This window comes from Litorerythrobacter xanthomarinus, from assembly GCF_046254955.1.
Taxonomy (GTDB): Bacteria; Pseudomonadota; Alphaproteobacteria; order Sphingomonadales; family Sphingomonadaceae; genus Qipengyuania_C.
In genome coordinates this window covers 137,697-150,263 of record NZ_JBJXRG010000001.1, presented here as the reverse complement: position 1 = coordinate 150,263, position 12,567 = coordinate 137,697, and the positions used below count along the sequence as shown (strand labels likewise).

Here is a 12,567-nt window from a genome sequence, read left to right as displayed (position 1 = left end):
TACTCCAGCATTGGGGTTTGGGTTGCGCTCACCAGGCCACGGGCCGGGCAGAGCAGTTGGCGGGATGCGGCCTAAACCGCGTCGTCGTCTTTTTCTCCGGTGCGGATGCGCAGGGCGCTTTCGATCGGGGAAACGAATATCTTGCCATCGCCGATGCGGCCGGTTTGTGCGGCAGCGGCGATAGCTTCGACGGTGCGTTCGGCGATCTCGTCGCTGACGATCACTTCGAGCTTCACCTTGGGCAGGAAGTCGACGACATATTCTGCGCCGCGGTAGAGTTCGGTATGGCCTTTCTGGCGGCCGAAACCCTTGGCTTCGGTGACGGTGATGCCGGACACGCCGATTTCGTGCAGCGCTTCCTTCACCTCGTCCAGCTTGAACGGCTTGATGATCGCTTCGATCTTTTTCACGACGCTAGACGCCCCTGCAGTTCTGGCCGGTCCGTGCCAAGAATATCAGGCAGGCCGGCGTATTGTTGGATCCAATGCTAATTCTAATCCAAGAATCGTGCCAAAGTTCCGTTTTGGGGCGGAAGTAATTCAGACCGTGAGCGAAATGTTGGATTCGCAGCGCTTTTTGTAGGCGCTCAAGCGGTAGCAAAGCTGGTCGGCACGCCGGTCGTCTACTTCGTCGCCCAAACGCTAGGCACTGCTGCCTAAAATTTGTGCATGGTGTAGGTGGCAAAGCAGGTGGATTCAACCGATCAGTTTAGGGCCAGACTGGATAAAGCAGTTGCTGAGCGTCCCCTGGGTCTGATTGGAGATGATGCGCTTGCGCGTTCTGCTTATTCGCTGGAAGCCATCTCGCATCAAGTTGTGGGAACTGTCCTTGAGATCTCCAGTGAGAAATCGCATAATGCGCATGCCGTAGAGCCTGAGTGACCGTAAAGACGCGACTAATGAGTTCATGAACCTTTGCGGCGGTTTCTTCGTGTTCAACATCAAAGCTGAGCGAGCGAGGTTCCCCGGCCTGCGCAGATTTTAGGGCGGGTCGTTTGTCGATGCGTCTGATGTCGCTTTCGTCAAGTATCCATGCGTCGTGAACGATCCGGTTTCGACGGCTTGCCAGCTCGCCACGCGCTCTTGTCAAAAGGCCATCAATCCATTCGTGCCATTCGGTCGGGATTTCTATGGTGTGAAGCAATTGGCTCAGCATGTTGCATCGCGCGCCAGTATTGTCACTGCGAATACAGGCAACTTGTTCGGTAGGGCAATCAAGGATCGGCTCAAACATCTGGTCTAGGGCGCGGTCAAGCCACGCCCATGAAGAGCAGAGCTCTCCAACCGCTTTCGTATACTCGCTGGCCCCCTCAAGGGGTATCAATGTTCTTTCTAAAATGGCTTTCATTACCTTGATCTGCTCGGGAGAAGCGTCTTCCGGTTTGAAGCCAAAGAATTCTTCTATAAAGTCACGTTCCATGACAGACACCAATCAATGCAAAGAGGACGAAGTGCTCAAGCGGATGCTGAAGACACCGCCTAAGCCGCACAAGTGAAAACCTCGAAATATACGACTGAGAGCGCTCAGTCTTCTTAGAGTCGCAAGCCCGTTGTTTCGGGCAAGCCCGCCATCAGGTTAAGGCTCTGGACCGCCGCGCCGCTGGCGCCTTTGCCGAGGTTGTCGAGCCGCGCAACGAGACGCGCCTGGCTCCCGTCCAAATTGCCGAAGACGAACAGTTCCATCCGGTCGTTCGGCTGGGGCGATGACCGCAGCAGCAACTCGCCGTCTTTGGGCTCATGGCCCATCACGACGATCCGGCTCTCGCCATAGAAATTGGCCAGCCACTCGCGCATGTCTTCAATCGATCCGGTACCGGTCATAGCGGCGAGCGGAAGCGGCACTTCCACCACCATCCCGCGATGGGCCGGGATCACAGCCGGAGTGAAGAGAGGCGCGGCGCTCAGCCCGCAGCGCTGCTGCATCTCGGGCACATGCTTATGACCCAGCGTCAGCGCATAGCCGCGCCAGGCAATGTGGGTATCGGCTTCGAACCGTTCGATCAACGCATTGCCGCCGCCCGAGTATCCTGACACGGCATTGCAAGTGTAGGACCAGTCGGCGGGCAACAGTCCTGCGCGAACCAGCGGCGCGACCAATGCGATGAAGCCGGTCGAATAGCAGCCCGGATTCGAGACCCGGTGGGCATCGGCGACAGCGGTATGGCCGGAGACTTCGGGAAAACCATACACCCAGCCAGGGGCGGTGCGGTGCGCTGTCGAGGCGTCGATGACCCGCGTGTGTTGATTGTCGATCAATGCAACCGCTTCGCGCGCGGCTTCATCAGGCAGGCACAGGATCGCAAAATCTGCTTCGTTGAGCGCCCCGCGCCGCGCCTTCGCATCCTTGCGCTTGTCATCCCCGAGCACGATAAGCTCGAATTCTTCTCGCGGGGAAAGCCGCTCGCGAATTTCGAGGCCGGTGGTGCCAGCGGCACCGTCGATAAACACACTATGAGTCATGTGCTGGCTTATGCAGCAAGCGCGGCGGTGCGGAAATAGCCCGATGGCCCTTCCGGCCCGGCACAGGCCCAAATCCAGTCACCGGCCACGTCGAGAACTTCTACCTGTGCGCCGGGTTCCAGCGCTTCACCCTGTTCGGAATCATCGTTCGGCTGGAGCAGGAACTGTGCTCCGCCGGGGCCGATCTCACGAGTTTCGGGGATCACATAGTGCGCCGCGAGGAAGCGGTTCGCCAGCGCGACATGCGCCAGATCGCCGCGCAAAGGCAGCGTGCCGGGCGCAGGCTTGGTGATCGGGCCGGTTAGCCCGATGATGCCTTCTGGCAATCCATATGTGCCGCTGTCGCTCATTAGCGGATCATTGCCCCTCTTTTCGTGAGCGCGCGCTTAGCTGGTGCCCGCGCCCCTCGCAAGGAGCGGTATAGCATTCAATCCTTGCCGAAGCGTTCGCGCAACATATGGAAGGATGCGCGCAGGCCCAGCGCTTCGCCGCCCTTGGGGCGCCCCGGTTTGGCTGTGGGGCGCCAGGCGAAGGTGTCGAAATGCGCCCAATCCACCCCGTCCCCGACGAATTTGTCGAGGAACAGGCCGGCGACGCTCGCCCCGGCAAAGCCGGTGTTATGCGTATTGTTGGTATCGGCGATGTCGGATTTGAGCCACTCGGCATAGCTTTCGGGCAGCGGCAGCCGCCAGCACTCGTCATCCACCGTCTTGCCCGCTGCGAGCAGCGCGTCGGCGGTCTCGTCCTTGCGCGCCATCAGCGCGGGGAAATCCGGGCCAAGGGCAACGCGCGCCGCGCCAGTCAGCGTAGCGAAATCGATGATCAACTCGGGCTTTTCCTCGCTCGCGCGGGTGAGCGCATCGCCCAGGATCAGCCGCCCTTCGGCATCGGTATTGCCAATCTCCACCGTCAGTCCCTTGCGGCTCTTGAGAACATCACCGGGGCGGAAGGCATTGCCTGCAATCGCATTCTCGACTGCGGGAACGAGCAGGTGCAGCCGCACGGGCAAGTGCGTCTCCATCACCAGCCCGGCCAACGCGATAGCGTGCGCCGCGCCGCCCATATCCTTCTTCATCAGCAGCATGCCGGAGGCGCCCTTGATGTCGAGCCCGCCCGAATCGAAACATACGCCCTTGCCAACAATCGCCAGCACCGGGTCTTTCTCCTTGCCCCAAGTGAGGTGCAGGTGGCGCGGCGCGTGCTTGCGCTCGGCAGCGCGGCCCACCGCATGGACCATGGGGAATTCCTGCTCCAGCGTGTCGCCGCGCGTTACCTCCAGCTTCGCCTTGAAACGCTTGGCAAGCGATTCGACTTCGGCTTCGAGCGCGGCGGGGCCCATGTCTTCCGCAGGTGTATTCACCAGATCGCGCACCAGCGAGACCGCGCGCGCTTCCGCCAGCGCGAGGTCGATCGCCTTGGCCTCTTTCGTCAGGAGGATGCGCGGGCCTTCGTCATCCGTTGCATCCTTGTAACGCCGGAACTTGTATTGCGCGCACTGCCAGCCGTGCGTTGCCGCGCCCGGATCGCCGTCAGCCAGGCGGTAAATGCCCGCGGGAAGCGCCTCGCCCAGCCGGGCCATGCACCAGCTGGTGAGCGCGGTGGGATCCTTGACCCCGCCCGCCGCAAACCAGTCGTCCCCATCGGGAATGATGGCGGTCTGGCCCGCGCTGCCATCAAACTTCTGCGCCTTGAGCGCGGAGCGTTGTCCAGCGCTCAGTTTCTTCGCCCAATCATCGACCCCGTCCTTGTTGACGAGGTGGATATCGGTCGCAGTTTGCCCCTTGTCGGGCTGAATCAGATCGTTCTTGGTGCTCATGGCGTCCTATTGCCCGCACGATACCGCGCTGTCACCTCTCCTGTGCACTCTCGCATTTTCGCCCCGGTATCGCTACATGAGCGCGCATGACCGAATACCAGGCAATTGACAGCGAGCAGACCGTCTACCGTGACGGCACCATCAAACTGCATGGCGAGGAAGGCTTTGCCGGCATGCGCAAGGCCGGGAGGCTGGCTGCGCAGATCCTCGACGAGCTGACGAGTTTTGTGGAGCCGGGTGTCTCTACCGAAGCGATCGACGACAAGGTGCGCGAGATGACGCTCGATGGCGGGGCTGTGCCCGCGACGCTAGGCTATCGCGGCTATACGCATAGCTGCTGCATCTCGATCAACCATGTCGTGTGCCACGGCATCCCTTCGGAGAAGGTGCTGAAGGAAGGCGACATCGTCAACATCGATGTCACCCCGCTGCTGGACGGCTGGCATGGCGATACCAGCCGCATGTTCCTCGTCGGCGATGTGCCGCTGAAGGCCAAGCGGCTGGTTGATGTGACGCATGAATGCCTGATGCTGGGGATCGAAGCGGCGTCGCAGCCCGGCGCGCGGCTGGGCGATATCGGCGCGGCGATCGAAGCGCATGCGCGGCAATACCGCTACGGCGTGGTGCGCGATTTCTGCGGCCATGGGCTGGGGCGGCTGTTCCACGATGCGCCCGAAGTGGTCCATGCGGCGAAAGCGGGGACGGGGCCTGAGCTCAAGCCCGGCATGTTCTTCACCATCGAGCCGATGATCAACCTCGGCCGCCCGCATGTGAAGCTCTTGAATGACGGCTGGACCGCGGTGACGCGCGACAAGTCGCTATCGGCGCAGTTCGAGCACTCGATTGGGTTGAGCGAAAACGGCGCGGAGATCTTTACCGAAAGCCCCAAGGGGTTGCACAAGCCGCCTTATCTTTGATCGCCCTCTCGACTTCATCCATACATTAACCTTCTCGCGCGGCCCGGATAGCCGCGCCACCCGCAAAGGGCGCAATCGCCACCAGCACTAGGCTGATCGCGCCGGTAAAGCCGATTCCGCCCAAATCTCCGCGGGCCAGCGCGCCTGCCGCAAAGATCAGCAGCGGCACGGCGAGCGGAATCAGCAGCAATCCGCCCAGCGCGGCTCCGCCCCGCAGGCTTGCCGTAAGCGCAGCGATCATCACGCCGATGGCCGCCAAGCCCGGTGTTCCTGCCAGCAGGCCGAGCAGCAGCAGACGCATCGTGTCGCCTTCAAGGTTGAGCAGCGCGGCGGCCGGAAATGCGGCGAGGATCAGCAGTGGGCCGAAGCTCAGCCAATGCGCCAGCAGCCGCACCGCGATCACCGCCTCTTCAGAAATGCCGCGCAGCGCCAGCTGGTCGAATGTCCCGCGCTCGAGATCGGGCGCGATCAGCCGGTCGAGCGGCAAGATGCTGGCGAGCAGCGCTGCGACCCAGATCACGCCTCCGCCCGTGCGCGCGAGCAATTGCGGATCGGGTCCAACCGCAAAGGGATAGAGCATCGCCACGGCAAGGAAGAAAAGCAGCGGCAGCACCGCGCCGCCGCGCGATCCGCCGAGCAGCAATTGGCGCAGATCGCGCCTCAAGAGCCTCGCCAGCGTCATGGCGCGTAGTCCCCAATCGCGATGGTTTGACCGCCCGGCAGTGCAATCGCCTGATGCGATGCGACCAGCGCAATTCCGCCGCCCGCGCAGTGTTTCGCCACCAACCGCTCGACCAGTGCGGTGCCCGAGGTATCCAGCCCGTTGAGCGGCTCGTCGAGCAACCAGATGGCTGCGTCTTGCCCCGCCAACCTAGCGAGCGCGGCGCGCTTCTTCTGGCCGGTCGAGAGAAAGCGCACCGGCACATCGAGCAGCTCGTCCAACTCCAATTGCTGCGCCGCCAAAGCGATGTCCGCGCCGTCCAGCCCGGCCCAGAATTCCAGCGCGTCGCCCAATGGCAATTCAGGATCGAGCGCATGCCGCTCATCCACCATGCCGATGCTGCCGGAGCACTCGACTGCGCCTGCCATGGGGCGCAGCAATCCGGCGGCGATCCGCAGCAGGCTCGTCTTCCCGCAGCCGTTCGGCCCGGTGACTTGCAGCGCCTCGCTCGCAGCCAGGGCGAACGACATCCCCGCAAACAGAACGCGGTCGCCCCGGCGGCAGGCAAGGTCGGTTGCGGAGAGGCGCGCGTCCATGGGCGAGGGCGATAGGCGGGGATGAACGCAGTGCCAAGATCGAAAGCCCTTGTGCGGCTGGCAGTTACCACTCACAAGCTTGCCTGGAACGCTGCCTAAGGGGGAATGGCATGTCATCTGGTTCCAATAAACTTCTGCGCGTGCTGGGCCTCGCATTCGGGCTGGCTGCCGTTGTGGGCAGCATTGTCGGGCAAGGTATATTGCGCACGCCCGGCATCGTTGCCGAAGCGACCAGTTCGCCCGCGGTTATCATCGCGATCTGGGTGACTGGAGCCATGGTCGCGATTATTTCCGCATCGGCTTTTGCCGAGCTGGGTGCAGCGATCCCGCGCGCGGGCGGGGCATACGCCTTCATATATCGCGCGTTCGGCGAGAAGTTGGCGGTACTCGCCGCCTTCACTTTGCTGCTGACTTACCTGGTCTCGATCTCGATGCTCGCGCTGGTCACCGGCGAATTCATGGTCCGGCTGGGCATGGGTGGAGGTGGGTGGTCGGATGTCGAGCTAGGGCTGGGCGTAATCCTACTGTTTGCCATCCTCAATGCGCTGGGGACGCGCACGACCGGCGGCAGCCAGATCGTTTTCTCGGCAATCAAAGGCATGATTCTGATAGGATTGGTAGTGGCGCTTTTTTCCGGTTCTCCGGCAGAAGTGCCAGTGGAAACGCAAAACCAACTCTTGCGCAATGGCTGGTTGCCACTGGGCACCGCGTTGTTGGTCGTTGTCGGTACGTACAATGGCTGGTGGGACGTCGTGTTCTACGGCGAGGAGATTGAGAACCCCGGTAAACAGATCCCACGTGCGCTGTTCGGGGGGATCATCGGCGTTGCCGTACTCTACCTGATGATCAATATCGCCATGCTCTATGTCATGACACCCGACCAGATGGCCGGCTCCAAGCTGGTCGCGGCGGACGCAGCGGGGATCGTGTTTGGCGAGCAGGCCGACTACTTGCTGACCTTGTTCGGGGTCCTTTCAGTGGGCGCGATCGGCAATCTCATGACCATGACCAGCACCCGGCTGGTGTATGCTTTGGCGCGCGCACAGATTCTGCCTCAGTTCATGACTTATGTGGACAAGCGTGGAACACCGATGCCGGCCATGCTCTTCGCGGTGCTGGTAGCGGCGGCGTTTATCCTGATCGGCGGCTATGAAGAGATTTCATCGCTTGGGATATCGATCAACCAGGGCATCACTTTGCTCGCAATCATGGCCGTGATCGGCCTGCGCAAGAGCGAGCCCGATCTCGAGCGCCCTTTCAAGACGCCGTGGTATCCCTGGACAATCATTGTCGCTGTCGCGCTCAACACCATTTTCTTGCTGATATTTGTCGCCCAGGATCCATGGTACGGCGTTTCTGGCTTTGTACTGGTTGGTACTCTCTGGGTGATATATATCTTTGTGCTCAAGCGCCGAGCGGTGCTCGAACCCATTGAAGAGGAAAACTGATGTCTGTTGCCGAATTGACCGAAGACGAACGCGATGCGTTGCTGGCGAGCCATCCGGATTGGTCACTCGCGCGCGAGGGCAAGGCGATTGAGCGCACGTTCAAATTTGGAGACTTCTCCGAAGCTTGGGGTTTTATGAGCCGGGTCGCGCTGATCGCCGACAGCCAAGACCACCATCCCGAATGGTTCAATGTCTACAACAAGGTCGAGATCACGCTGACCACGCATGATGCGGGCGGATTGTCAAAGCGCGATGCCGATATGGCAATCGCGATCGAGAAGCTGTTCTAAAGGTCCCCGCCGACGCCTTGTTCGCGCATCTGCTTGCGCACTTTTCCGGGCAGCCAGCGCTTGAGGAACATGAGACGGCCTGCGGTTTTACCGACCGTATAATGCAGGTTATCGCCGTGGACCGCGTCCCACACCACTTTGGAGACATCGCTGACCGGTGAGATCTCCGCGCCCGCGTTGGCGAGGTTTTCTTTCATCGACTGGTTGGAATCTTGCAGCGTCTGCTCGATCAGCGGTGTATCAATAAAGCCGGGGCAGATGGCTGCGACTTTGATACCGTCCTCCGCCCACTCGGCATCCAAGCTCTCGGTCAGTCCGCGCACGCCCCATTTGGTCGCGCAATAGGCGGCAAGACCCGGAGCGCCGACGATCCCTGCTAGGCTGGCGGTATTGATCAGTGCCGAGCCCGGAGCGGTCTTCTTAAGATGTGAATGGGCGGCCTGTGCGCCGTAAATAACCCCGTTGAGATTGACCGCGAGCATCTGGTCGATTTCACCCTGAGGGTTTTCGATCAGTGGGCCGCCATTGGCAATTCCCGCATTGTTGAACACCACATCGATCCGGCCGCCGGCCGCAATCGAAAAGGCATTGAGCGCTTCATCCCAGGCTTCGCGATCGCGCACATCCAGCCGGTGCATGTGGGTGAAGCCGTTGTTGATCATGTCGCGAGTGACACGCATCCCGTCTTCATCGATATCCGCTAGGCCAACGAACCAGCCCCGCTCGGCAAAATAGATCGCGGCATCGCGTCCGATCCCTGAACCGCCGCCAGTGATGAAGATGGATTTGCGTTCCGACATGCTGAAATTCTCCCTCTTGGGGCGCGTGCCTAACGCGTGTTAACACGCTTGTCAGTATGGGAATGTGTTGTTTGTTGCCGGGCCGGAGCCGAAATCCTATAATGCCGAATTGTTATAGCAGTGCCAGGTGAAGATCGCCGCCGCGCCGCGATGCGGGCTCCATTCCCCGGCCAAAGCGCGCGCTTCCTTCTCCGACGGGCGTTCCTTCAGTCCGAGCAATTGATGCATGCCTGCCTGTACCGCCAAATCGCCTGCCGGGAAGATATCTGCGCGACCTTCGGCGAACAGCAGGTAGATCTCGGCGGACCAGCGCCCAATGCCCTTGATCCGGGTCAGCTCTTCAATCGCATCTTCATCGTCGGCCGGAAGGTTGTCGATATCGAGCGCGCCGCTTGTCACCAGCTCGCATAGTGAGCGGGCATAGCCCTGCTTCTGACGCGAGAGACCGCAAGCGCGCAGCGTATCGAAATCGCGCGCCAGTAATTCTTCTGCGTGAATCTCTTCACCCAGCTCCGCCTCCAGCTTGTTCCATACCGATGCGGCCGCAGCGACGCTGACCTGCTGGCCGACGATCGTGCGCAGCAAGGTTTTGTATCCTGTTGGCCGGATGCGCGGCTCGGGATAGCCCACTACCTCGAGCGCCTTGGCGAAACCGCTCTCCCGCCCGGCAACATGATCGATCCCTGCGCGCAATTGCTTCTTCGTTAGACCCAAATTGATAGCCTTCCCTCACTTGCCAAAACGGCTCGTAGTGCTTAGCAGCCGCGCGCAAAGCCTGCGAGGCTAAAGCTGCAATACAGGAACGCATTGATGCCAAAGCTTACAGTAGTTGACCGGAGCGGTTCAGAATCGACGATCGAGGTGGAAGATGGCCTCACCGTGATGGAAGCCATCCGTGACAATGGTTTTGACGAACTGCTCGCGCTGTGCGGCGGTTGCTGTTCGTGCGCTACCTGCCACGTGCATGTCGATCCTGCACATCAGGACAAGCTGCCAGCTATGAGCGAAGACGAAGACGACCTGCTCGAAAGCAGCGATCATCGCAATGAGACTTCGCGCCTGTCCTGCCAGATTCCGTTCAATGACGATCTGGACGGTCTCAAGGTCACCATCGCCCCGGAAGACTAAGGCGGAAGACTGAGTTCTAGACCGACAAGTCCATCTGCGTTGCACCCCGGTGCGGCGCGCCCTAATTCGTCTCATATGAAAACATCGCTCGATCTTATCGGGAACACGCCGCTCGTCCTGCTGAAGGGGCCAAGCGAAGAAGCCGGCTGCGAAATCTGGGGCAAGTGCGAATTCATGAACCCGGGCGCGTCGGTTAAGGACCGCGCTGCGCTCTATATTGTTCGCGAAGCCGAAGCGTCAGGGGAGCTTCAGCCCGGCGGCACCGTGGTTGAAGGTACGGCTGGCAACACGGGGATCGGGATCGCGCTGGTCGCCAATGCGCTCGGCTACCGCACGATTATCGTGATGCCCGACAACCAGTCGAAGGAGAAGATGGACACGCTGCGCGCGCTGGGTGCGGAGCTGGTAACCGTTCCACCGACGAAATATGCCGATGCCAACCACTTCCAGCATGTATCTCGCCGCCTGGCGGAAGAAACGGAGGGCGCGATCTGGGCCGGGCAGTTCGACAATACCGCCAATCGCAAGGCGCATATCGAAGGTACTGCGCCTGAAATTTGGGAACAGATGGATGGCAAGGTCGATGGCTTTACGTGTGCAGTGGGTACAGGCGGAACGCTTGCGGGCGTGGGCATGGGCTTGAAGGAGCGCGACGAGAAGGTCACGATCGCGCTAACCGATCCGCATGGCGCTGCGCTCTATAACTACTACGCACATGGCGAATTGAAGGCCGAAGGATCATCGGTGGCCGAAGGAATCGGGCAGGGCCGGATCACGGGCAACCTCGAAGGCGCGCCGATCGATGCGCAGTTCCGCATTTCCGATGAGGTAGGCCTCGAATGGGTCGCGCGGCTGCTGCGCGAAGAAGGGCTATGCCTCGGCCTTTCAAGTGGGATCAACGTTGCAGGAGCCATCGCGCTGGGCAAGGATCTCAAGGCGAGAGGACTCGAAAATCCACGCGTCGCGACGATCCTTTGCGACACCGGGTTTCGCTATCTTTCCTCGCTCTACAATGCGGATTGGCTGGCGGAGAAGGGACTCCCGGTGTTTGACTGGCTTTCCGGAGCAAGGCCCGCCAACTGATTGCCGGATTGACTAGCGAGGCGGAGCGGCTAGCTTTGTCGCATGGCAAGCAATCCGAAAACCCCGCCATCTGAGTATGCGAATCTGACGCCCTCGGTGCCGCTCGCCGGCTCGCCCGATGACGCGATGCAGCGCCTGCGAATCGGCCTTGGAGGTCTTTTGGGCATCGTCATTTTGCTGGGGCTTGCTTCGCTGATCTTCGAACGCGCCAACCAGATCGAGGCGGCAGCCGTGCCCGAAGCTGCATCCACGGTCGAGCCTTCGGAACCAGCGCCCAAAAGCGACCCGCTGGCGGATTCGGGTATCGTGCCCGACCTTCCCTCCGAACCGACCGGCGGCGCATCACAGCAATCCGCTATCATGCCCGAGCAGGGCAATGATCTTCCGGCGCAATAGGCTCATCATGATCTTGAGCGCAGCGGCCTTGCTGGCCGGCGCGATGCTGTGGTTCTCGCACGAGGAGGGAACCCGTGGCGAGCCTTCTGCCAGTGGCGAACTGCCAGCGCTCGGCCTTATGACCACGCTTCCGATATACTGGAACGAGGCGGCTTCGATCGACGAAATGCTCGGCGATGATGCGCAGCAGCATTGGGCGCGTACTGCGCTCGAACAGGAATTCAGGCTGCTGCCGCTCGACACGCTGTCGGACCAGGGCGGACTCGATGGAGTCGGTTTCCTGCTGCTGGCCCAGCCACGGGCCCTGTCGCCTGAGGAGAATGTCGCGCTGGACGAATGGGTGCGCGCTGGCGGGAAGCTGCTCCTGCTTGCCGACCCGTTGCTGACGGGGGAATCGCGTTTTCACATCGGGGACCGGCGCCGGCCGCAAGATGTCGCGCTGCTTTCTCCGATCCTGGCGCGTTGGGGACTGGAGCTTGAGTTCGATGAAGCACAGGATGGAGCCGAGCGCATCGTGACCGACGGAGAGATAACGTTCCCCGTCCGGCTAGCAGGAAGCTGGCGCGCGTCCACGGGCGAATGCAACGTAGCGGCGGTCACCGTGATCGCGCGCTGCACTATTGGCAGCGGTCAGGTTCTGGCTATCGCTGATGCCGCCATCCTGGAGCTTGATCACCATGAGTCAGACAATTCTGACGCGCTAGGCCAGCTTGTCCGATTGGCGTTCGACTCGCCGTGATCGCCATCCACGGGAAATCGCGGGAGAAGGGCGACATTAGCCGGGCATTTCCCGGATTATCCGTGCAATTGCGGAGGTTTGGCTTGGCAAAGACATAAATTTGCAATCTTTGCGTTCCTGAAAAATATCAATTAATCAGTTGTTTACCAAGTTATCCCGTAAAATCCCGCAATTTTCCCTTTCATCCCCCAATCTACCCAGTTAAAACAACATTCCATCGGACAGATTGTCGCG

At 60.8% G+C, this 12,567-nt stretch carries 16 protein-coding genes; 7 read left to right on the top strand and 9 right to left on the bottom strand.

The annotated features are described in order from the left end of the window. Positions 1-71: 71 nt before the first annotated feature. The 5 genes from ACEWMW_RS00775 to ACEWMW_RS00755 all read right to left on the bottom strand — a co-directional run bounded on the left by ACEWMW_RS00775 (position 72) and on the right by ACEWMW_RS00755 (position 4,275). A complete protein-coding gene (locus tag ACEWMW_RS00775; RefSeq protein ID WP_409411981.1) occupies positions 72-410 on the bottom strand; it encodes a P-II family nitrogen regulator in 339 nt (112 codons plus the stop codon). 298 nt (positions 411-708) lie between these two features. Then, positions 709-1,419, bottom strand: a complete 711-nt coding sequence (locus ACEWMW_RS00770; protein ID WP_409411980.1) for a hypothetical protein — start codon at positions 1,417-1,419, stop codon at positions 709-711. 113 nt (positions 1,420-1,532) lie between these two features. Next, positions 1,533-2,459 (bottom strand): N-acetyl-gamma-glutamyl-phosphate reductase, encoded by a 927-nt coding sequence (gene argC / locus ACEWMW_RS00765; RefSeq protein WP_409411979.1) that lies wholly within the window; start codon positions 2,457-2,459, stop codon positions 1,533-1,535. Positions 2,460-2,467: 8 nt separating this feature from the next. Next, positions 2,468-2,809 carry a hypothetical protein gene (locus ACEWMW_RS00760; RefSeq protein WP_409411978.1) on the bottom strand — a complete coding sequence of 114 codons (342 nt, stop codon included), beginning with the start codon at positions 2,807-2,809 and terminating at the stop codon, positions 2,468-2,470. Positions 2,810-2,886: 77 nt separating this feature from the next. Beyond that, positions 2,887-4,275: a leucyl aminopeptidase family protein gene (locus ACEWMW_RS00755; RefSeq protein ID WP_409411977.1), complete on the bottom strand. Its 1,389-nt coding sequence runs from the start codon at positions 4,273-4,275 to the stop codon at positions 2,887-2,889. 86 nt (positions 4,276-4,361) lie between these two features. Here ACEWMW_RS00755 and map point away from each other — a divergent pair, with 86 nt between their 5' ends. Further along, positions 4,362-5,192: a type I methionyl aminopeptidase gene (map, locus tag ACEWMW_RS00750; RefSeq protein WP_409411976.1), complete on the top strand. Its 831-nt coding sequence runs from the start codon at positions 4,362-4,364 to the stop codon at positions 5,190-5,192. A gap of 25 nt (positions 5,193-5,217) precedes the next feature. On the opposite strand, the gene ACEWMW_RS00745 is transcribed toward map, so the two are convergent. Together ACEWMW_RS00745 and ccmA are read right to left on the bottom strand one after the other, a co-directional pair. Further along, complete coding sequence (locus ACEWMW_RS00745) at positions 5,218-5,874, bottom strand: heme exporter protein CcmB (RefSeq protein WP_409411975.1); 657 nt, start codon at positions 5,872-5,874, stop codon at positions 5,218-5,220. Then, positions 5,871-6,449: a heme ABC exporter ATP-binding protein CcmA gene (gene ccmA, locus ACEWMW_RS00740; protein ID WP_409411974.1), complete on the bottom strand. Its 579-nt coding sequence runs from the start codon at positions 6,447-6,449 to the stop codon at positions 5,871-5,873. Before ccmA ends, ACEWMW_RS00745 begins: the two co-directional genes overlap by 4 nt. Before the next feature lie 110 nt (positions 6,450-6,559). Between ccmA and ACEWMW_RS00735 the strand changes: the two genes are divergently transcribed. Both ACEWMW_RS00735 and ACEWMW_RS00730 read left to right on the top strand, forming a co-directional pair. After that, positions 6,560-7,897: an APC family permease gene (locus tag ACEWMW_RS00735; RefSeq protein ID WP_409411973.1), complete on the top strand. Its 1,338-nt coding sequence runs from the start codon at positions 6,560-6,562 to the stop codon at positions 7,895-7,897. Further along, entirely contained in the window at positions 7,897-8,187 is a 291-nt protein-coding gene (locus ACEWMW_RS00730) for a 4a-hydroxytetrahydrobiopterin dehydratase (protein WP_409411972.1), read from the top strand. Before ACEWMW_RS00735 ends, ACEWMW_RS00730 begins: the two co-directional genes overlap by 1 nt. Here ACEWMW_RS00730 and ACEWMW_RS00725 read toward each other — a convergent pair. Both ACEWMW_RS00725 and ACEWMW_RS00720 read right to left on the bottom strand, forming a co-directional pair. Beyond that, complete coding sequence (locus tag ACEWMW_RS00725; RefSeq protein WP_409411971.1) at positions 8,184-8,987, bottom strand: SDR family oxidoreductase; 804 nt, start codon at positions 8,985-8,987, stop codon at positions 8,184-8,186. The genes ACEWMW_RS00730 and ACEWMW_RS00725 overlap by 4 nt on opposite strands. 96 nt (positions 8,988-9,083) lie before the next feature. Continuing rightward, positions 9,084-9,701 carry a DNA-3-methyladenine glycosylase family protein gene (locus tag ACEWMW_RS00720; RefSeq protein WP_409411970.1) on the bottom strand — a complete coding sequence of 206 codons (618 nt, stop codon included), beginning with the start codon at positions 9,699-9,701 and terminating at the stop codon, positions 9,084-9,086. Positions 9,702-9,797: 96 nt separating this feature from the next. Between ACEWMW_RS00720 and ACEWMW_RS00715 the strand changes: the two genes are divergently transcribed. The 4 genes from ACEWMW_RS00715 (at position 9,798) to ACEWMW_RS00700 (ending at position 12,333) form a co-directional block, all read left to right on the top strand. Continuing rightward, positions 9,798-10,115 carry a 2Fe-2S iron-sulfur cluster-binding protein gene (locus tag ACEWMW_RS00715; protein ID WP_409411969.1) on the top strand — a complete coding sequence of 106 codons (318 nt, stop codon included), beginning with the start codon at positions 9,798-9,800 and terminating at the stop codon, positions 10,113-10,115. 75 nt (positions 10,116-10,190) lie between these two features. Beyond that, positions 10,191-11,198, top strand: coding sequence for a cysteine synthase A (locus tag ACEWMW_RS00710; RefSeq protein WP_409411968.1), 1,008 nt, complete (start codon positions 10,191-10,193; stop codon positions 11,196-11,198). Between the two features lie 42 nt (positions 11,199-11,240). Continuing rightward, entirely contained in the window at positions 11,241-11,594 is a 354-nt protein-coding gene (locus ACEWMW_RS00705) for a hypothetical protein (RefSeq protein WP_409411967.1), read from the top strand. Between the two features lie 7 nt (positions 11,595-11,601). After that, positions 11,602-12,333, top strand: coding sequence for a Gldg family protein (locus ACEWMW_RS00700; protein WP_409411966.1), 732 nt, complete (start codon positions 11,602-11,604; stop codon positions 12,331-12,333). Positions 12,334-12,567: the final 234 nt, after the last annotated feature.

What these genes read in the sequence shown, in the direction of transcription:
- ACEWMW_RS00760 (WP_409411978.1), bottom strand. Translation starts at nt 2,809, where the DNA reads ATGAGCGACAGCGGCACATATGGATTGCCAGAAGGCATCATCGGGCTA.
- ccmA (WP_409411974.1), bottom strand. Translation starts at nt 6,449, where the DNA reads ATGGACGCGCGCCTCTCCGCAACCGACCTTGCCTGCCGCCGGGGCGAC.
- ACEWMW_RS00735 (WP_409411973.1), top strand. Translation starts at nt 6,560, where the DNA reads ATGTCATCTGGTTCCAATAAACTTCTGCGCGTGCTGGGCCTCGCATTC.
- ACEWMW_RS00770 (WP_409411980.1), bottom strand. Translation starts at nt 1,419, where the DNA reads ATGGAACGTGACTTTATAGAAGAATTCTTTGGCTTCAAACCGGAAGAC.
- ACEWMW_RS00715 (WP_409411969.1), top strand. Translation starts at nt 9,798, where the DNA reads ATGCCAAAGCTTACAGTAGTTGACCGGAGCGGTTCAGAATCGACGATC.
- ACEWMW_RS00705 (WP_409411967.1), top strand. Translation starts at nt 11,241, where the DNA reads ATGGCAAGCAATCCGAAAACCCCGCCATCTGAGTATGCGAATCTGACG.
- ACEWMW_RS00745 (WP_409411975.1), bottom strand. Translation starts at nt 5,874, where the DNA reads ATGACGCTGGCGAGGCTCTTGAGGCGCGATCTGCGCCAATTGCTGCTC.
- ACEWMW_RS00700 (WP_409411966.1), top strand. Translation starts at nt 11,602, where the DNA reads ATGATCTTGAGCGCAGCGGCCTTGCTGGCCGGCGCGATGCTGTGGTTC.
- ACEWMW_RS00725 (WP_409411971.1), bottom strand. Translation starts at nt 8,987, where the DNA reads ATGTCGGAACGCAAATCCATCTTCATCACTGGCGGCGGTTCAGGGATC.
- map (WP_409411976.1), top strand. Translation starts at nt 4,362, where the DNA reads ATGACCGAATACCAGGCAATTGACAGCGAGCAGACCGTCTACCGTGAC.
- ACEWMW_RS00730 (WP_409411972.1), top strand. Translation starts at nt 7,897, where the DNA reads ATGTCTGTTGCCGAATTGACCGAAGACGAACGCGATGCGTTGCTGGCG.
- ACEWMW_RS00710 (WP_409411968.1), top strand. Translation starts at nt 10,191, where the DNA reads ATGAAAACATCGCTCGATCTTATCGGGAACACGCCGCTCGTCCTGCTG.
- ACEWMW_RS00755 (WP_409411977.1), bottom strand. Translation starts at nt 4,275, where the DNA reads ATGAGCACCAAGAACGATCTGATTCAGCCCGACAAGGGGCAAACTGCG.
- argC (WP_409411979.1), bottom strand. Translation starts at nt 2,459, where the DNA reads ATGACTCATAGTGTGTTTATCGACGGTGCCGCTGGCACCACCGGCCTC.